The sequence below is a fragment of the Niastella sp. OAS944 genome (assembly GCA_024809215.1).
Taxonomy (GTDB): domain Bacteria; phylum Bacteroidota; class Bacteroidia; order Chitinophagales; family Chitinophagaceae; genus Niastella.
The window spans coordinates 76,903-97,692 of sequence record JANUBW010000014.1 but is presented as its reverse complement, the minus strand read 5'-3'; the positions used below and the strand labels follow the sequence as shown (position 1 = coordinate 97,692).

Here is a 20,790-nt window from a genome sequence, read left to right as displayed (position 1 = left end):
TTTTATGAAGAAGATCACTGGAATTGTATTAGCCATCGTAATACTGGGCGCATCCTGTATGATGGATGGGCATAGGGTAAAAGGAAATGGTAACCTGACCACCCAAAGCAAGTCTATCAGCGATATCAATGGCGTTGAATTACATACCTCATTTGATGTAATACTTAGTGAAGGCAGCCCCTCAAATGTTAAGATAACGGCAGAAGAAAATATCATTCCTTATATAGACCTGCAGGAAGAGAATGGCGTTTTGAACATTCGAACGAAAGACAACACCTGGCTGCGTACACATAAGGGCGTGAAAATTTATGTTACCGCCCCTTCGTTCAGCCGGGTTGCCAATACGGGTTCGGGCGATATAACAGCCGAAACAAGAATTTCGAATGATTCGAGAATTACTATCAATTCAACGGGCAGTGGTAATGTGAAGTTGGATGTTGATGCGCCCGAAGTGGAGGCCAGTATTAGCGGCAGCGGCGATGTAAAACTCTCCGGAGAAACAAAACAATTCCATGGCAAATGTACCGGCAGCGGCGATATCAGGGCCATGGACCTAAGGGCAGAAGAAGCAAACGTTCGTAGCAGCGGTAGCGGCGATATTGATGTATTCTCCAGTGTTAAAGTAACTTCCAGCATCAGCGGCAGTGGCGATATTCGCTACAAAGGCGGCGCCCAGGTAGTTAGTAGTAGTAAGAGTGGGAGCGGCGATTTAAGAAAAGTTGATTAGCGATCATAACCGTGCCAGGGTTTCAAACCGTGGCACGGTTACTATAGATCAACATACTTTACCTTTATCCAAATATCCCTGTTCCTGCCTTTATCATCCGTACAGGAAATCTTCACCGGTCCTTCTTCCGGAATAAAGAACTGGCGGTTGTGCGCTTCATCTGCTTTATAGAACTGGTTATTTATATACCAATACACTTTATGTACATCATTGCCTACATTACAGGAAAGCTGTAATGGCTCGGGGTGTTTTTTACTAATGAAATATTCCGAACCATTGCGGGGCGATGTAATGGCAGGTCCGCCTTCTTTAAATACCCGCTCACAGGCGAGGTTATGCGGCGGCATCTTTTCATAAACAATGTGCCTTTCTTCATAATAACGTTGCATTTCGGGCGACACTGTCCTGTACCATTTCTTTTTATAACCACTGGCCGGCTGACAGGTTTTACAATACGAGATCTTGTCATCGGCCGATATAGCTACTTCCTGCATGTTATCGCATAGCTTACTGGTTGAGATCAATGGAATAAAATAATCGGTCACCGTATTGGGGCAACGGTCGCCAGGCGGCATACCGGTTTCGGAACATACCATTCGTATGTCGCAATCTTTGGGTTGGGTAAACCATTCTTCATCGCTATCATAATCAATTGTATTAAAGATCTTGAATAGTAATGGTGTGGCTATATTGGCGCCGCTTAATTCGGGAATACCAAGTGCCGAGAAGTTGCCCGCCCAAATACCTACTGTATATTTCTTATTATAGCCAATACTCCAGGCATCGCGGCGGCCATAAGAGGTACCGGTTTTCCAGGCTATCTTTGGCATATGCTCGGTGCTTGCCCAGTTCAAAGGAAAATCGGGCCGGTTTACTTTTGATAATATTTCATTGATCATAAACGTGGCGGCCGGCGTTAAGATCTTTTCCCCTTCACCCGGTTGGGTAAAGTCTTCCTTCAAATACTTTGGTGAAACAAAGCGGCCATTGCTGCCAAAGATGGAGTACATTCCGGTGAGTTCTTCAAGCGTGGCGCCGCAACCACCCAATACCATAGACAATCCTAACTTGCGCTGGTCTTTTTTCACCTGTTGAAAATTACAGGCGGCCAGTTTATCAATAAAAGGAGTTATACCCAGCCATTGCAATCCTTTTACTGCCGGAATATTCAATGAATGCTCCAACGCATATTCCATAGTTACATAACCGTTGAATTGTTTATCGTAATTCTCGGGTGCATAGCCGTTATAATTTACGGCCACATCGGTAATGATGGCCTTGGGTGTCATCAAACCTTCATCTATACAAAGCCCATATAACAATGGTTTTAAAGTACTGCCCGGCTGGCGAATGGCTTTGGCACCATTTACCTGCCCTGCATCGATGGTATCGGTAAAATTGGCCGAGCCTACATACGTGATCACATTATGGGTTTGGTTATCTATTATGATCACGGCCGCATTGCGAATATTTTTAAGGGTGAGAATGCGGGCATAGTCTGCCACCAGTTTTTCTGTTTTTAACTGGGTATTTAATTCAATATTGGTCTTGATAATATCGCCGCCCTGTTGTTTTAGTTTCCAGGCAAAGTGTGGGATCAGTTTTGGCACTTCGCCCCGGGTAGCAGTAAGTGGTTCGCTAAGGGCATCGGCAATTTCTTTGTGCGTGAATACTTTGTCGGTAGCAAATTGTTGTAACCAACGATTACGTTCCTTTACAATACGATCGTTGTGTTTACCCATTACCAATGATGAAGGGCGATTGGGTATAATAGACAATGCAGTGATCTCAGCAAGCGACAGGTGATCGGGGTTCTTTTTAAAGTAAAGAATAGAAGCCGATTTTACGCCTTCAATATTACCGCCATAGGGCACCAGGTTCAGGTAGAGTTGAAGTATTTCGTTCTTACTGTATTTTAATTCCAGCTGAAAGGCCCTGAATATTTCAACCAGCTTGTTTAAATAGGTGCGGTTTTTAGGCTCCAGGGCGCGGGCAACCTGCATGGTTATGGTAGAAGCGCCGGAAGTACGTTTGAAGCGGAAAATATTTTTTACAAAAGCGCGACCTACGGCCAGAGCATTTACACCGGGGTGGCGGTAAAAGTACTTGTCTTCTTTTTCAACAATTGTTTTACGAAGCAGAGGTGATATTTCTTCCAGCTCAGTTTTCATGCGCCACTTTTGGTCGCGGGTAAGAAATGCATGCACTACTTCACCCTTGCTATCGGTAATAATAGTTGAGTATTCTATTTTATCGGGAAGCGGAAATACCCAGTTAAGTGTAAAAAAAATAATGACCAGCGCTGTTACGGTGATCAACAGGCGTTTGCTGTATTTAAATACTTTTCTTTTTGCGGGTGTGCTACGGCTCCAAACCGTGGCGCTCCTAATAAGGGTTTTTAGCTTTTCGGGTATATACTTTTTCAACATTTATTCTTTGTGAATTGCTTCACTTTTAACTACCCCCAAATATCCTGTTTAGTAAATTATCATTATCTATTATTTTGTAAGAATCTTTATTAAAATATTCCGGGGTATGTTATAATAACTAAAAAGTCAACTCTTTATTACAAAGAGTTCCGTTTCGGACACCTAAAATAATTGCGGCTTTAATAACAAATTAACAGGTAGCATGAATAAAATGAATGTAACTTTCCTCCACAATTAAATATACGTATGGCTTCCTCAAGCCTGCCTCCGTAACGAATTTAAAATATAATGCAGCGTATTTAAAACGGTGCATACTTAAAACTTCCATATTTCATTCCTTTTTGTATTTTGTCGATTTATTACCAAAACCCTTTATAATAACTTTAACCCTATATGCGCAAGTCCCTGTTTGCACTGATTACGTTAGGGGTGGTTGTGTTGTTTGTAATAGCCGCCTGTAATCGAAGTGCAGTTTCTCTGAGTTATACCAATGCGAAAGGAGAGGTACAATCTCTCGGCAACCTGGTATTCCGTTTCGATAAATCCCTTGTTCCCGATTCTTTACTGAACCAATGGGATTCTACTGAGTATATTTCCTTTGAGCCAAAAATTCAGGGCCGGTTCCGTTGGGAACATCCCGATGAGCTGGTGTTTTCGCCGGCACAGCCTTTATCGCCCGCTACCAGCTATCAGGCCAGCTTACGGGGCGATCTGCTTGACCATAGTAAATATGGTAAGCTCGACAAAGGCGAAGAGATCAGTTTCTTTACACCTTACCTGGCACTGGATAACAGCAATGTGACCTGGATGTTGCCCGACCAACATTCCACTACCGCCTATCCGCAAGTTGACCTCTATTTTAACTATGCCATCAGCCCGGCAGTTATTAAAGACAAAATGAAGCTGGAACTGGGGGGTAAACCGCTTAGTTATAAAATTATAACTGAGGGTACCGATAGCAGGGTATCATTACGTATTTCGGGTTTAAAAATGGAAGACAAAGACCTGGATGCTAAAGTGAGCTTTGAAAAAGGACTGGTGCCCGATGGCGGTGTTAATGGCACTAAAGAGGAAATTGAAAACAAAGTGTTCATTCCTTCGCCTTACAACCTTACCATCAACGATGTGCATGCAGAACATGATGGGGTAACCGGTACCGTATTTGTTCGCACCAGCCAGCAGGTGGTAATGAGCAATGTGGCTTCGCTTGTTAGGTTTAGCCCGGCAGTAAAGTTCAACGTTGAACAAACCGATGATGGTTTCCTGATCAAGAGCGATGAATTTAATGCCGATAAAAGTTATGTATTCACTATTAATAAAGGATTGAAAGGCCGTATTGGTGGTGAACTGCGCGAACAGTATGATAATAATGTTGCGTTTGGTGAGCTGGAACCTTCATTAAAATTCGGTAACAGCAAAGCTGTTTACCTGAGCGCCCTGGGTAACCAGAATATTGAAATACGCGTTACCAATATTCCCAGGGTAAAAGTGATCATCTCAAAGATCTATGAAAGCAATTTGCTGGCCGCTCAACGTTATGGTTACAGTCCTAAAGATGACAGAGGTGAGAGCAGCGGCGATGGGGAAGAGTATTACGAGGGTGATTATTACGATAACAGCGATGTTTCTTTTGGCGATGTGATCTATGAGCAGGAAATAGATACCCGCTCATTACCTAAATATGGCAGCAGCCGGTTGTTCACGTTTAATGTTGAAGACCGCCTGCCCGATTTCAAAGGCATTTATCATATTAAGATAAGGTCGGCAACTGATTACTGGCTTAGCGACAGCCGCTTTATTTCAAAATCAGACATTGGTTTAATTGCCCGCGAAGGCAAAGACAAAATGTTTGTATTTGCCAACTCCATTAAAACCGCACAACCGGTAAACGGAATGAATGTAGTGGTGTATGGTAACAATAACCAGGTGTTGGGAACCGGCGCTACCAATGCCGATGGGGTGGCTGAAGTTGTTTTCTCCCGCAAAGAGTTTGCAGGATTTAAACCAGCCATGATCATTGCAAAAACAGCAAACGACTTTAACTACCTGCCTTTCAGCAGCACCAAAGTAAATACATCGCGGTTTGAAGTAGGTGGTAAACGTATTAACAGCACCGGGCTCGATGCATTTATTTATGCTGAAAGAGATATTTACCGCCCCGGTGAAAAGGTGAATTTCGCTGTTATCCTGCGCGACCGTCAGTGGAAATCGCCTGGTGAATTACCGGTGAAGATGAAGTTCCTGCTGCCAAACGGTAAAGAGTTGAAGAACTTCCGTAAAACATTAAATGCACAAGGCGCTACCGATGGCGATGTAGATATTTCTGAAGCAGCCATCACCGGTAGCTATACGCTGGAAGTATATACCTCAAACGATGTATTACTGGCCAGTAAGAACTTTAGTATTGAAGAGTTTGTGCCCGATCGTATTAAGGTGTCGGCAGCGCTTGATAAAACAGCACTGGAACCGGGGCAAAGCGCCAGCCTGGCTATCAATGCGGTTAACTTCTTTGGTCCGCCGGCAGCTAATCGCAATTACGAATCGGAGATACAAACAAGCGCTGCTTACTTTGGTCCAAAAAAATACAGCCGTTTCTCTTTTGCTATAGATAATCAGGGTATGTCGTTCGACAAAGTAGTGGCCGAAGGCAGTACCGATGAAAATGGTAATGCAAAGCAAGTATTTGAAGTGCCTGAATTGTTTGCCAACAAAGGTTTATTAAAAACAACCTTTTATGCTACGGTGTTTGATGAAACAGGCCGCCCGGTAAGCCGTAGCGCTACTGCAAATATCTATACGCAAAAAGTGTTCTTTGGTATTGGCAGCGATGGTTACTGGTATTATCCTTTGAACCAGGTGGTGAAGTTCCCGCTTATTGCATTAAATAAAGATGAGCAGGTATTAAGTGGTGCAAGGGCCGAAGTGAAAGTGATAAAACACGAATACCGTACCGTACTTACCAAAACCGGTAGCTATTTCAGGTACGAATCGCAGAAAGATGATAAAGTGGTGGCCGATCAAACCATTACTATCAGTGGTGAAAGCGCTTCTTATCCATTTGTTCCGCGTTCACCTGGTGAATATGAAATACGGGTAAGTATTCCCGGCGCCAACAGCTATGTAAGCAAAAGTTTCTATAGCTATGGCTTCTGGGGTGGCGAAAACTCTTCATTTGAAGTAAATACCGAAGGTAATATTGATATTGAAACCGATAAGTCTTCTTACGAGGCAGGTGAAAACGCCAGGCTGTTGTTTAAAACACCATTCAGTGGCCGCATGCTGGTAACCCTGGAAACCGATAAAGTGGTTTCGTACCAATATGTAAATGTTGAGAACCGTACCGCTTCGGTTGATCTGAAAATGACCGCCGATCATTTACCGAACGTATATGTTACTGCAACGCTCATTAAACCACATGAAGTAAGTGAAATTCCATTAACGGTGGCGCATGGTTATAAGAGTGTAAAGGTGGAAGAAAAGAGTCGGAAGATAAATGTAGAAATAGTGGCGCAAAAGTCGGTCCGTTCGCGCACGCACCAAAAGGTAACCGTAAAAGCAGCAGCTAATAGTTATGTAACACTGGCTGCAGTTGATAATGGGGTATTGCAGATCACTGATTTTGATACACCAGATCCATACAATCACTTCTATGCAGCCAAAGCGCTTGAGGTTAATGGTTACGATCTGTATCCGCTATTGTTCCCTGAGTTAAAAGCAACGCTGAGCAGCACGGGTGGTGACGGTGACCTGGAAATGAACAAACGTACCAATCCCATGCCGGCCAAACGCTTTAAGATCGTTTCTTACTGGAGCGGCACCAAAAAAGCGGGCTTTGGCGGTGATGTGGATTTTGAATTCGATATCCCACAGTTCAGTGGCGAAGTACGGTTGATGGCAGTAGCCTATAAAGATGAGAGTTTTGGTAGCGCTGAGGCCAATATGACGGTTGCCGATCCATTGGTGTTAAGCACTGCATTACCAAGGTTCTTAAGTTCGGGCGACACAGTGAATGTACCTGTTACCATTACTAATACCACAAAGAACTCAGCATCGGCCACTGCTTCATTAAATGTAAGCGGACCGTTAAGTGTGCTGGGCGATAAACAACAATCTGTTTCTGTTAACAGCAACAGCGAAGGACAAGCCATCTTCCAGGTGGTAGCTGCCAATGTGGTGAATGTTGGTAAAATAAAAATTGAAGTGCAGGGATTAGGTGAGAAGTTTACCGATGAAACCGAGATCAGCGTTCGCCCTGCTGCTCCGTTACAGGTTATTACAGGTAGCGGTTCATTAAATGGCGGAAGCGTTCAAAAGGTAAATATTCCGTTGAATGATTTCTTGCCTAACAGTACTGATTACCAGTTGGTAGTTAGCCGTAACCCGGGCCTGGAATTAGGCAAACAGCTTCGTTACCTGGTAGAGTATCCATACGGTTGTACCGAACAAACCATTTCAATTGCCTTCCCGCAATTGTACTATGGCGACCTGGCCGATCAAATGAAAGGCGATAAAGGAAAATCGAATGCCAACTGGAATGTACAGGAGGCTATTCGCAAAATAAAAATGCGTCAATTGTATAACGGCGCAATTACCCTGTGGGATGGCGAAGGTTCTGAACATTGGTGGGCTACGGTATACGCAGGCCATTTCTTACTGGAAGCACAAAAGGCCGGGTTTGAAGTTGATAAGAGTGTGTTAAGCGGTATTCTCAATTACCTCAACAACCGGTTGAAGAATAAAGAAACCATTCTTTACTATTACAACCAAAGTCAGAATAAGAAGATAGCACCGAAGGAGGTTGCTTATAGTTTATATGTGCTGGCACTGGCAGGTAAGCCAAATGTAAGCGCCATGAACTATTACAAGTCGAACCCATCGTTGCTGAGCCTCGACTGTAAATACCTGTTGAGTGTGGCTTATGCGGTGGCCGGTGATAAAGCGAAGTTCCGCGAGTTGTTGCCAACTTCATTTAGTGGTGAAGTATCTGTAGCTCAAACCGGTGGCAGCTTCTACTCAGATATTCGCGATGAAGCTATTTCATTGAATGCGTTGTTAGATGCTGATCCAAGCAATCCGCAGATACCTGTAATGGCAAAACATGTGGGTGATAAGTTAAAACAACGCCAGTGGTATAGCACACAGGAATGTTCATTCAACTTCCTGGCGCTGGGTAAAATAGCCCGTGCTGCAAACAAGGCCACTGTTTCTGCCGACATCAAAGTGGGTGGTAAAACAGTAGGTTCGGTAGAAGGTGGTGCTATTAAGTTGAATGCAAAACAACTGGGTGGAACCAATATCGAGATCGCTTCTAAAGGTGAAGGCCGCCTGTATTATTACTGGCAAAGCGAAGGTATAAGCGCAAGCGGTAACGTTAAGGAAGAAGATAACTTTATTAAAGTACGCCGCCGCTTTTTCGATCGTTATGGCCGTACGGTAGATGGTAATTCATTTACACAGAACGACCTGGTGGTAATACAGATAACAGTTGAGAAAAGTTATAACGGCAGTATAGATAACGTGGTGATCAGTGATATGATACCGGCCGGATTTGAAATTGAGAACCCACGCACAAAAGAGATCCCCGGTATGGATTGGATCAAGGATGCTACAACGCCAGTAGCCCTCGATGTGCGCGACGATCGTATTAATTTGTTTGATGATCTGAGAAATGGCAGGCAAACCTATTATTACGCCGTACGGGCAGTTTCTCCGGGTAATTACCACATGGGACCTGTAAGCGCCGAGGCTATGTATAATGGTGAGTATCACAGTTATAATGGAGCCGGAGTGATAAGAGTGAGTAAGAAGTAGAAAAATTTTGCATATAAAGAAAAGGGGCCGCCTCAACGAAAGTTTGAGGCGGCCCTCTTATTTAGGGCAATTGTAGAAAAATAAAATTATCATGACTTTGCCGTTGAAATGTAAAAAAAGTTAAATTGAGTGAACGATTGCCCGCCTGTTAAAAACACTTCATCGATTGCAAGCCGTATAGTTAGCTCGTTTTTACCCGTATCTCTTCTTATTAAAACCAAAACTAAAGTCACATGAGAAAAGCAAACTTGCTTACGGGCCTTGCTATGCTCCTATGCAATCTTCTCTTAGCCCAACAAACCGGTATCACCGGTAGAATTACCGATTCAAAAGACGGAACTCCCATTCCTAACGCCACAGTGAAGATCAAAGGCGGCGGCGCTACTGTTACCAATGCCGATGGCATATTTACGCTGCCCAATACAGCTGCGGGCGTAACACTGGAAATTACCTCGGTTGGTTATTTGTCAAAAATGGTAAAGTCTGTACAGGGCAAAAACATGAGTATCCTGCTGGAGTATGATCCCCGATCATTAAGCGAAGTTGTAGTGACAGGTGTGGGAGTGGCTACCAGTAGAAAGAAGGTGGGTATTTCGGTTGAGTCAATTACAGCCGATAAACTACCGGCGGTACCATCCGGCTCCATCGATCAGGCGCTGGTGGGCAAAATAGCCGGTGCGCAAATCAGCAGCATAGATGGTACACCCGGTGCGCGTACGAATATTCTGTTGCGTGGTATCAACTCCCTTCAATTGGGTACAAGGCCAATGATACTGATCGATGGCCTTGAGGTAAGAGCTACCGACCTGAGCGCGCTTGACCTTAGTAATGTGGAGCGGGTTGAAGTGGTGGAGGGCGCTGCATCGGCCACTATTTATGGCGCACAAGGCGCAAATGGCGCTATACAGATCTTTACAAAAAAAGGTAAGGCCGGTAAGATCAGCATCGATGTATCGAGCAGCTATGGTATTGGTTCCTATCTCAATACGGGTAACCTTCACAAACCTGCTACCCACGGGTTTAAAACCGATGCCAATGGTAATGTAGTTGATAAAGATGGGGTGATCATTCAGGTTAAACCCGATGGCACTTTTACGGCCGGAACGAATATAGATGGTATAAACCAAAGCGGCATTGTATGGAACAGCACTTCGCCTAATACAGATGGCAGTATACCCTATGGCCAGAACCTGAAATACTATGATCATTTTAAACAGTTGTTCCGCTCCGCGGCCACTATTAATAACAGCATCAGTATATCGGGCGGTGCAAACAGAACAGATTTTGCCATTACTGCTTCCCGTTCGTACCAGGAAAGCGCTATAAAAAAGAATGGCGCACTCAACCGCTACAATTTTACCTCTAATGTAGGTACAGAGGTTTTTAAAGGCTTCAAAATACGATCTATTACGCAGACAATATACCAGAAGAATAATTTCAATCCGTTCTATGCAGGCGGTAGCGACGCCATTTACCAAATGCTCAACAGTTCACCTTTCTTTGATCTTGATTGGAAGGATGCCAATGGCGACTATGCCTACAGGCTCAATGCATCGCCGGTAAGTATCAATGGCGCCAACCCCAATTATTATTTCCAGTATTCAGAAGGTAAGGATGAAATAGTAGATCTTATTCAGAATATTCAGGCCTCGTACCGTATCAATCGTTTTGTTGACCTGGAAGCGAAGTATGGCATCAACTATGAAAAAGAAGATATCGCTTACATTTATAAGAACCAATCGAAGAATATAAATGCGCTTAGCAGAAGCGCTTTTATAGGCAGCTTTAGTTCCAATGCCGGCGGGCTTAGCAATACCACTAACACCACTACCTTCCAGAATGCACTAACCTCGGCCACTGTTCATCTGGACTTTGCTAAAGACTTTCATTTGAAGGTGCCCATTACATCAACCACCTATGCCGCTTATGATTATAGAAAAAATGTATTTAAACAATACACTACCACGGGCGATGGATTACAGCTGTACCCGGTATATAATATGCGGCAAACCAATACGCAGCAGGTGACCGTTGATCTTAAAAAGCCATTTGTTACATTTGGCTGGCTTATAGATCAGGGATTTGATTATGGCAATATCGGCGGTATTAGAGCAGGCTTAAGAAGTGATTATTCATCAGCATTTGGCGGCGGTTCAGCGGCGCAAACATTTTACCACGGCAACGGGTATTTGCGCATTTCTCAATTTAATTTCTGGGAGGGCATTTCTCCCATTATATCTGAGTTCAAACTGCGCGGCGGTTATGGTGAAGCAGGTATACAGCCAGATGCGTTCGACAGGTATGTAGTATTATCTACAAAAAGTATTGGTAATGCACTCGCTTTCTATACGTCTTCAACCCTGAAAAACCCCGATCTGCGGGTGGAGGTATCGAAGGAAACCGAGATTGGAACAGATGTTACCGTTAACTTAAATAAAGGCGAATGGTTCTCCAATGTGGGTATAAGCTCTACATTCTGGAAAAGAAATAGCAAAGCTGTAATTTATGCAGTAGATGCACCGCCCACCTCTGGCGGCGCCAGCTACCTTAACAATGCATTCTCGCTCTCCTCCAAGGGATTTCAGTTCTCTTTGAACCTGAGTGTGGCTTCTACAAAAAACTTTACCTGGGACTTCACCACTACATTCGGACATCAGTCATCAAAAATTGATGATGTTTCAACCAATCAGGATATTGTTTTAACGGCTTCTGCCGGCAGTACCAACCTGGTGTTAAAAGCGGGTGATAAAATAGGTCAGATCTATGGCCTGAAAGCATTCACCAGTATAGAGCAAACCCGTAAGGATGGTACCCCATACATCAGTAAAAATGATGCAGGAAAGTATGAAATAGTAAATGGCAGGGTAGTAGATACTGCTACCCGTGGCATTATGTTCACCAACGAAACGTATGCTATTGGCGATCCAAATCCTAAATTCAATGCTTCCTTTATAAACAGCCTGCGATATAAAGATTTTCTCACCTTATCATTCCAGTTCGACTGGATCTATAAAAGCCATTTGTATAATCAAACCAAAGAATGGATGTACAGAGACGGTATTCATGGCGATTTTGGTGACAAAGTAACCGTGAACGGACAAACAGCCGCTTTTTCAAATTATTACATCAGCGCATACTCCGATATGTGGGGAAGTGTAAATGGTGCACGCAATTCAACAAAAGATTATTTCTACGAAGACGCTTCTTTTGTACGGTTACGTAACGTGTCTGTTGCAATAGATGCAGCCAGGTTTTTACATATCAAATATTTTCAGAAACTGCAGTTGGTATTGTCGGGCAGGAATTTGTGGACAGCTACCAGGTACACCGGCTTCGATCCTGAGATCAATGCAGGTACCAGTAACTCGTCGTACGAACGAGGCATCGATCATAATTCAATGCCCAATATTAAAACCTACCAGGTTGGCCTGAACCTTGGCTTTTAAATTAAAACTAATCTTACAATGAGAACAACAATATTATACTTACTCTGCGTGCTGCTTATTGTACAAACGGGGTGTAGTAAAAAAGAACTGGACGTGAAAAATCCGAATTCGCCTACACCTGAGAGTGCCAAAACAGAAGCCGGGATCTTATCGTTATCACTCGGTGCTGTTTATCAAACCGGGTTTAATGGCATTACTGATACAAAATATTCAGGTTCATTTCTTGGAAGCAGCTTCTGGTTCCTGGCGCCGGCCTATCACGATCTTATGGCTGATGTTATATCTGCCGAAGCTGCCAATAACATCATAAACCAGGTAAGCGTACCCGATTATGTAATATATGACGATGGTTCAAAAGTGATAAATTCAGCGCCTGCGAAACAGGTAACACGCCTTAATAACTCACGTACAAAAGCAGGTAGTAATATGTTCTATTTTGAATGGACCTGGATGTATTATTTAAACAATGCCTGTAACCTGGTACTTGAAACGGTAGATAATGTTTCTTTTACCGGCGATGCCACCACTAAAAAGAATGCATTAAAAGCATGGGCATATTTTTGGAAGGGCTACGCCTACTCCAGGATCGGCTCCATTTATTATGCAGGTATTATCAAAAGCGAATCTGCCAAAAACAATGGCCTGTATAAATCGAGCGCTGAAATAATTGCCGAAGCAGATGCCAATTACAACAAGGCAATAGAGGCATTGAATGGCATTACCACACTGGCCGATTACAATACGGTGGTAAAAGCACTGATCCCAACGCAATGCCAGGCGGGTAAAGGCGGTGTGCTAACACCCGCCATGTGGATCCATACTATCAATACCATGAAGGCGCGTAATATTCTTGTGAACAAAAGAGTGAAAGATATGACCTCCACCGACTGGAATAATATTCTCACGTTAGTGAACAACGGCGTTAGCAGCAGTGACCTGGTGTTTACCGGTCGTTCAGCATCGGCAGGCAGTTTTCTCAGCGCTACCACTGGCAGTGTAGCTGCCATGACAACCGGCGACCCTACCAGCACCACCTATAAGATCAGCGAACGCCTGATACAGGAATATACAACAGGTGATAAAAGACTGGCTAATAATTTTTCGCAGGTAACAGCCTACCTGAACCAAAAGGGTGGATTTACTTTCAGCACGCGCTACAGGCTATTAGATGGTGGCAACGCCATGAGCGGTGTGCAGGTTGTAGCCAGCAGAACAGTTGGCGCTTATGAATTATATGTTGCAGGCACCTATGAAGAAAACGAGTTGATGAAGGCGGAGGCTAATATAAAACTCAATAATATTTCTGCCGGTCTTGCCAGTGTGGATGCTGTTCGCACTTACCAGGGCGCAGGCGTTTCGGCCGTATCGGGTGTTATTACAGACCCCGCACAGGCTTATGAAGAATTACGCAGGGAAAGAAGAACTGCATTACTCTTCAGAAATGTTTCACTGTACGACTATCGCCGTTGGGGTTACCTCGATGATGTTGCATCTGGTGGGGGAAGGACCAACGCCGTAGTGGTAAGCAGTACGGGCGTATTGAATACCAAAGCAACCATCAATTATAATTTTTTAGATTACTGGGATGTTCCCGAAGATGAATTGGCATTAAATCCGCCTGCCGATGGCAGTGCGCCAATCCGCAACCCTAAATAACCATCATTTTTTCTCATGAGTATTTTCTCATATCTACACCGGGGTTGTATCTACAACCCCGTTTCTTTTATAGTGTAGTTTTCCCGATATTTGTTTGCACCCATACCACAAAAATGTCAGCGCCTTTACTTCAAATAAATAACCTGCAGGTTGATTTTGTTACCGATATTGGAACTACCACCGCGGTGAATAACATCACGCTCAGCGTACATCGTGGCGAAATTGTAGCCATAGTAGGTGAGTCGGGTTCCGGTAAATCGGTGACCTCATTGTCGGTTCTGCAGCTACTTCCCAAACCGCCGGCGCGGTATACCAATGGCGAAATTCTGTTTTCTGCGGGTGGCCAAGAACCGGTGAACCTGTTAACGCAAACGCCGGAGCAAATGCGCACCATTCGTGGTAACCAGATAGCGATGATCTTTCAGGAACCAATGACCTCACTGAACCCCGTGTTCACTTGTGGCCACCAGGTGCAGGAGGCATTACAGTTGCATTTGAAAATTGGGAAAAAAGAAGCAAAGCAAAAAACGATCGATCTGTTTAATCAGGTGCGGTTGCCTAACCCTGAGTTATTGTTTAAGCGTTACCCGCATCAATTGAGTGGCGGACAAAAACAAAGGGTGATGATCGCCATGGCTATGAGCTGTGAACCCGCCTTGCTCATCTGTGATGAACCAACCACCGCCCTCGATGTTACTGTACAAAAGACCATTCTTCAACTGATAAAAGAACTGCAGCAAACACGGCAGATGGGCGTTATTTTTATTACGCACGATTTGGGTGTGGTGGCAGAAGTGGCCGACCGTGCAGTTGTAATGTACCGGGGCGAAATTGTTGAACAGGGCCCGGTAGCCAATATTTTCACTGATCCCCAACATGCGTATACAAAAGGGCTGTTGGCTTGTCGCCCGGTTTTGCATCCCAAAGGCGAACGATTGCCTGTAGTAAGTGACTTCCTTGAAAATAACCGCACGTTTGATTTACACCGTTATGCCCGGCCCGCTGTGCAACCGGTTATAGAAGAAAAGCCAGGGATCGTTCGGCCGCCTTTTATTCAGGTATCGCGATTGAATGTATGGTTCCCCAGTAAGAAAAGCCTGTTAGGAAAACCGCTTGAATATACAAAGGCCGTTGATAATCTTCGGTTCGAGATCTACAAAGGCGAAACGCTGGGACTGGTGGGTGAATCGGGCTGTGGTAAAACAACGCTGGGCAGAACCTTGCTGGGACTTATTAAACCCACTTCAGGTTCGGTGTATTATGATGGTACCGACCTGTCGAAGATAGATGCGGGAACCATGAAGGAGATGCGGAAAGACATTCAGATCATTTTCCAGGACCCATATTCATCTTTGAACCCGCGCTTAACCATTGGATCGGCCATTGCAGAACCGTTAAAAGTGCATAACATCATTAATGGCAGCACACAGCGTAAAGACAGGGTAGTGGAGTTGTTGGAAAAGGTGAATCTTAAAGCAGAACATTTCAACCGTTACCCGCATGAGTTTTCGGGTGGTCAGCGGCAGCGTATTGTTATTGCGCGCGCCCTGGCATTGAACCCTTCGTTTATTGTTTGCGATGAATCGGTATCTGCGCTGGATGTAAGCGTTCAGGCGCAGGTGTTAAACCTGTTGAACGATCTGAAAGCCGAAATGGGTTTTACTATTGTATTTATTTCCCACGACCTGTCGGTAGTACGATATATCAGCGACCGTATTATGGTGATGAATAAAGGCAAGATAGAGGAAATAGGGGATGCGGAGCAGGTGTATTTCAATCCTCAGAAGGAATACACGCGGCAATTGATTGCTTCTATTCCCAAAGGAATTAGTTTGTAGTTTGTAGTTTGTGGTTTGTCGTTTTAAAGGCAACTATCCCTAAGCATTTTCATATAAGCATCTCCCTTCTCGCGAGCGAATTGAACATTGCGTTCAGGTATTTCCCCGGCATTGCCATAGAATTCCACGGCTTTGCGCACCTGATCTTCACGTAACAGATGCAGCATTGGGTAAATACTCCGGTTGGTGTAGTTGGCCGCATCGTTGGGGTCGCTTCCTTCAAACTGATATAAGGGATGAAAGGTGGCCAGCTGGTAAATGCCTTCGTAACCCTTTTGTTTTAACAGATTTTCGGCAAATGAAACAAATTGCAGATAGATGTCGAACTCCTGAAAGGCATTAGGAAAAATAAGCAGGGTAGTGGCAATATTTTTATCTCTGTCGAGCCGTTTGCATTCTTTTAATAAAGTTTCCCGCGCATCTACACGTTTAGGGCTATGCTCTATTTGGTAATGAATGGTGTTATTCTTAAACTCCCGGTTGGCAAAGGGACAGAAGTTGAGGCCTATTACTATTTTTTGTATCCAGTTTTTTGTTTGATCGATTATTTGTTCATCATTAACCATAATGCGAAGGTAAGTTGAAAAGTTGACGAGTTAACTTGTTAACTACGTCAACTAATCGCGATAGCGTTGACTCTTTACCATCTCCGATAAATAATTCCTATACAAACTATACGAGCGGGCGTCGTAAAATACCGAAGCGCTGGCGCGGCGGGCGTACAACATTTCTTTCAGCATTTTTTGCAACTGCTCTTTTACCGGTTTTTCGCTATCGAGTTTACGCTCTTCTTCTGCTGTTGTAAAATCATCATTCTTCACATCAATGGCATCTGCTTTTTCGGGCTGCATGCCGGCAGTTGCTATTTGCCAGTTTACATCATCGCGCAGGCGTTTGTATTTAAAGAAGTATACAAACCCTTTTTTATGTTCGTACGCTACCGGTAGTTTATCGAGGAAGATAAGGGTGTCTATTACCTCAGAAGCGCCAAGCGTTTTTACAACCAGGCTTCTTGCCATATCGAGCTGGTTCCTGTATTGCTTCGGAAATTTATCTGCCATCTTAATGGTGTCAAGATCGGTGTACAGTTCGCTGCGATACTCATCGAGCTTCGCATATTTTGTGAACAGCGAATCGGGCACCCGGTGATTATTGCGAAGCAATAGTATAAACGTGTTGTACATTAAACGCCGGTCCTGCGTGGTTTGCAATTGTTCAAAGAAACTTTGTACGCCGGTGTTTTTATTATAGAAAGGCAACAGCAGGATCGCATATCGATCGAGCTCGGCATTACCGGCGTCGGAAGCGCCAGCTTCTTCGTCGTCATTTGGGCCGGGGTATAATGAAATAGCAGGGGCCGCATCTTTGCGGGCCGCCTTTTCCATTTTTATTTTGTTCTCTTTAGCCAGTTGTTTCTTTAATAATTGTTTGGCTTCGAGATATATTTTCGGAAAGCTGGTCTCATAATCTGCCGCTTTTAAATAACCGCTGTCGACCATAGTTACCAGCAGGTTCATGATCTCGGTACGATAGTCGTCGATATTCATGAGTTGCAGAATATCGGGGAAAATAGCTTTGGTGAGCGACAGGGTATCAAACAATTGGTACCAGCGGCCATAATAACTGCTTTTCCTGTTGTTTCTTCCCGAAGGGTTATAATCGAGGTACAGCGATGATGCCCTGAATGGCCGGCTGTAAGTATAACCTTCATCCATAATGGGCGGTTCCTGCAACACCAGCTCTTTAAAGGTAAGGAACGATGCTTTGGTGCGTTGATTGAGTAACGCATTCAAAATAGACGCCTGCCAGTCGGCTGTATCCTTTACTTTCCAATATAGTTTTTGCAGGTAGGGGGTAATGGTAGAATCCTTCAACCGGCCCAGGTTTTCGATAAAGTATTTTTTAATGACCAGGTAATCTTTGATTTTCCAGTTGAGCGAATCGATGGCTTTTTTGAGTAACGGTGCATCGAGCGAATCGAATACCATTTGGGGTAATGCGCTACGAGCCTTTTTAACGGCCAGGGAATCTTTGCTGAAGAGGTCTTTTATAAACTGTTCCGATTTGCGGGCAAACAGCGATTCGCCTTTAAGTGTATCTGCCGGTTTAAAGCTGCTGAAGAAATTAGATAGTAATGCGCTTTGTTTTGTAAGTGTATCGGTTAAGGTTGAAATGCTAAAGAAGTGTCCCTTGTAATAAAACAGTTTGGCAATAATGAGGCGACTGCTGTTGGTATCGCTCAATTGCAGATCGCGGCAACTGATGCCATTGGGCAGAGTATATTCCTTGTTTTGTTTTATTATTAAAGTGCTGTCGCCAAACCAGGTGTTTACCGATGCGTTCTTCCAAAGTTTTAAGCTGTCGTTGCGGTAGCTGTATTTGGGTGTTTTAAAATGCGTTACCAGCACCTTCTCACCAATGGTATCATTACCTATGAGGCGGGTATTGAACATGGGTAGTCCATAATCTTCCAGGTCATCGTCAGTAATGCCGCTGGATAGTTGAGCCCATTCTTCCATGCCCGGCCCATCGCCTTTCTTATCTGCATCGGCATAGATAGGTGATGTTACCGAAATGTTCAGTAATGTATCTATACGCGCTTTAGGCGCAGGGTATATGAATGGGGTAATAGCAAAAGATTGCAGAAAGCGCTGCACATTGGGATTGTCGTTTTTATAATTTACAATAGCGGCATAGTAGAGTGGTCCCTGTATCACATATTTTACGCTGCTAAAGCTGCCGTCTTTGTGTTTGAATTTACTTTCAAGACCGGGATAACCGTTGATGTTTACAAACCGGCGGTTCAACTGTTTATCAATAAAATCAGAATAGGCGTAGCTTTCATCCATCAGGTTCAGCTCAAAGCTGTCTTCTTCAATAAATGAATAATTATGAATGTTGGCCTTCATAATGAGATAGCTATTGCCGGTGGCCTCGTCGCGGGCCGCATATTCAAGCCTGTTGGTGCCAAAGCCATTGTCTTTTAGCAGTGAGGGTACATGTGGCACCTGTACACTGAACCCGCCGGTAGCCGGTTGCCAGGTTTGCCAGTTGGTGGTGGTAAATTCTTTCAGCTTTATAGAACCGAAGAACTCCTGCGCCTCGTTGCCGGTATTTGTGTAGTCGCCGGTGCCGCTCATTTTAAACAGCACCACTTCAAATGGTGTAACAAATATTTGATAATGCTGATGGTCGCCGCGGCGTGTACGATTGATGATGTCGATCCCCTTGTACCCGTTCTTCGTAATGCTTGTTTTTTTCAGGATCTTTCCGGGCGTGTTCTCATACAAAAGGCTGTCTATTTTTTTGAACACCTGGTCGCTGCTATGGCCCCACGAAAGGCTGTTGGTCTTTATACGGGTCACCATGTAATATGCGCCGTTCACCATATCGGCATATTGTACAACATCCATCCCGTTCCAGTCGGTAAAGCGATAGAACTTTTTACCGGGGATAGAGACCGTGTAAAAGCCATCGTCGGTGGTTTGACTGGTGAAAGGGGCGTTGATCCTGATCTTATCAACAGTTTCTTTTTGCTGGCTGTTACGGTCGTCCATACGCACCGGGCGCATGGTATAGCCTTTTTGGCGTAACAGCTCTATAACGCCCCGTTTGCCGGGCAGGTGAGCGGCTCCCACGCCAACAAAAAGCGACATTTTCTTTATGATGGAATCTATGGAGTTGGCCTGGATCTCATTTCGTTTGTACAGGAATTTTTCCTGAAAGGCATCTGAAAAAACGGTGAGGCTTTCCAGTGAGTCCAGCAGGTCGAGATCGCCTTTGCGATAAGCATCTTCCACTTTTTTAGGGTTGGTCATCATGCCTTCATAGTCGTAGCTTCTTCTCTTCTTATTCTGATCGCGCATCATGGCCTTATAGGCTTCCATTACCAGCTTTTCGCTTTCCTGAAAGTTTTCTACCCCGCTAACCCTTTTGCCCAGTTTTTTACCGGTTTGAAAAATATACATATCGAGGAAGGTATCCTCTTCAAAGTCTTCGGCCTGCCGGCCGTAGGTGCGGTACAACATACCATTGATCATAGATGGTTCAACGGCCAGGGCTGCTTTTATAGCTTCTTCATAACGATCGATGGCAAAGGATGTGATGCGCATATGATCTGCGGGCCATTCCCAGCGGTTGGCATATGGGTTCAATAGGTTATTGCCATCACGGCGGCCGCGGTAGAAAACACTCTGGCTGTAATCATCCTGCCAGCTTTCGGGATTGGTTTCAAGCGCTACCACATCGGCGCTTTTAATAGCGGTGTAAAAGGAATCGCCGAGGTGAAAGGCCAGTTTATCGCTAACGTGCATGGTACCGAAGAGGTAGGAAGGCTTTTTAAGTCCGTTACCGCTTATCTCCCATAAAAGGCTATTGTATTTTTTGGGTGCGGGTTTGGGCGTGGGAGTGATTGCAACCGTACGTGGCGGCGCCAGTTTGGGCTTGTGGCCCGGCTGTTGTGCCAGAGACGGCATTACAATCGCCAGTAGCAGGACAGGCAGCATGGGGATACATTTTCTCATACTAGTTCAATAATTAATGACCGGTGACTATGTATTAAATTCCAGGCTATTTTAAAGGCGCGATGAGATATTGGTTGGCAGGTTCACATTTCCCTGTTATAAATTTCGTAATTATAGTTCATAGTTCCGCGGGAAGAAAGTTATTCTGAGAAGTTAAAATTGGGTTGCAGGTTACAGGGTGAAGGTTACAGGGTACAAGGCGCCGGTTACCGGTTTCCTGTTGCCGGGCTGGGAAGTCATTCTTTTTAAAAGCCGTTAAAGGTTACAAGGTACAGGTTACAGGGCCCCTCTGTTCAGCAGTCGTCACTTTACGCCACCTCGCCAATCACTGTATTCCCTGAAACCTGAAACCTGCAACCT

8 protein-coding genes are annotated in these 20,790 nt (G+C 44.4%); 5 read left to right on the top strand and 3 right to left on the bottom strand.

From position 1 onward, the window contains the following. The first annotated feature begins 4 nt into the window (after positions 1 to 4). Positions 5 to 727, top strand: a complete 723-nt coding sequence (locus tag GGD38_RS35675; RefSeq protein WP_375303611.1) for a head GIN domain-containing protein — start codon at positions 5 to 7, stop codon at positions 725 to 727. A 41-nt stretch (positions 728 to 768) separates the two neighbouring features. Here GGD38_RS35675 and pbpC read toward each other — a convergent pair whose 3' ends face one another. Beyond that, positions 769 to 3,156 (bottom strand): penicillin-binding protein 1C, encoded by a 2,388-nt coding sequence (gene pbpC / locus GGD38_RS35670; protein WP_375303610.1) that lies wholly within the window; start codon positions 3,154 to 3,156, stop codon positions 769 to 771. A 393-nt stretch (positions 3,157 to 3,549) separates the two neighbouring features. Here pbpC and GGD38_RS35665 point away from each other — a divergent pair, with 393 nt between their 5' ends. From GGD38_RS35665 to GGD38_RS35650, 4 genes are all read left to right on the top strand, one after another. Next, positions 3,550 to 8,967, top strand: a complete 5,418-nt coding sequence (locus GGD38_RS35665; protein WP_375303609.1) for an alpha-2-macroglobulin — start codon at positions 3,550 to 3,552, stop codon at positions 8,965 to 8,967. 233 nt (positions 8,968 to 9,200) lie between these two features. Next, a complete protein-coding gene (locus GGD38_RS35660) occupies positions 9,201 to 12,413 on the top strand; it encodes a SusC/RagA family TonB-linked outer membrane protein (RefSeq protein ID WP_375303608.1) in 3,213 nt (1,070 codons plus the stop codon). A gap of 18 nt (positions 12,414 to 12,431) precedes the next feature. Beyond that, the gene (locus tag GGD38_RS35655; RefSeq protein ID WP_375303607.1) at positions 12,432 to 14,069 is read left to right on the top strand and encodes a RagB/SusD family nutrient uptake outer membrane protein; all 1,638 of its coding nucleotides are present in this window, start codon (positions 12,432 to 12,434) and stop codon (positions 14,067 to 14,069) included. Positions 14,070 to 14,182: 113 nt separating this feature from the next. Then, positions 14,183 to 15,907, top strand: coding sequence for an ABC transporter ATP-binding protein (locus GGD38_RS35650; protein ID WP_375303606.1), 1,725 nt, complete (start codon positions 14,183 to 14,185; stop codon positions 15,905 to 15,907). A 23-nt stretch (positions 15,908 to 15,930) separates the two neighbouring features. On the opposite strand, the gene GGD38_RS35645 is transcribed toward GGD38_RS35650, so the two are convergent. Then, entirely contained in the window at positions 15,931 to 16,473 is a 543-nt protein-coding gene (locus GGD38_RS35645) for a DUF1415 domain-containing protein (RefSeq protein ID WP_375303605.1), read from the bottom strand. Positions 16,474 to 16,524: 51 nt separating this feature from the next. Then, positions 16,525 to 20,430, bottom strand: a complete 3,906-nt coding sequence (locus GGD38_RS35640; protein WP_375303604.1) for a TraB/GumN family protein — start codon at positions 20,428 to 20,430, stop codon at positions 16,525 to 16,527. Positions 20,431 to 20,790 lie beyond the last annotated feature (360 nt).

Excerpts from the sequence above, each read along its gene's own strand:
- GGD38_RS35675 (WP_375303611.1), top strand. The coding sequence starts at position 5 with ATGAAGAAGATCACTGGAATTGTATTAGCCATCGTAATACTGGGCGCA.
- pbpC (WP_375303610.1), bottom strand. The coding sequence starts at position 3,156 with ATGTTGAAAAAGTATATACCCGAAAAGCTAAAAACCCTTATTAGGAGC.
- GGD38_RS35665 (WP_375303609.1), top strand. The coding sequence starts at position 3,550 with ATGCGCAAGTCCCTGTTTGCACTGATTACGTTAGGGGTGGTTGTGTTG.
- GGD38_RS35660 (WP_375303608.1), top strand. The coding sequence starts at position 9,201 with ATGAGAAAAGCAAACTTGCTTACGGGCCTTGCTATGCTCCTATGCAAT.
- GGD38_RS35655 (WP_375303607.1), top strand. The coding sequence starts at position 12,432 with ATGAGAACAACAATATTATACTTACTCTGCGTGCTGCTTATTGTACAA.
- GGD38_RS35650 (WP_375303606.1), top strand. The coding sequence starts at position 14,183 with ATGTCAGCGCCTTTACTTCAAATAAATAACCTGCAGGTTGATTTTGTT.
- GGD38_RS35645 (WP_375303605.1), bottom strand. The coding sequence starts at position 16,473 with ATGGTTAATGATGAACAAATAATCGATCAAACAAAAAACTGGATACAA.
- GGD38_RS35640 (WP_375303604.1), bottom strand. The coding sequence starts at position 20,430 with ATGAGAAAATGTATCCCCATGCTGCCTGTCCTGCTACTGGCGATTGTA.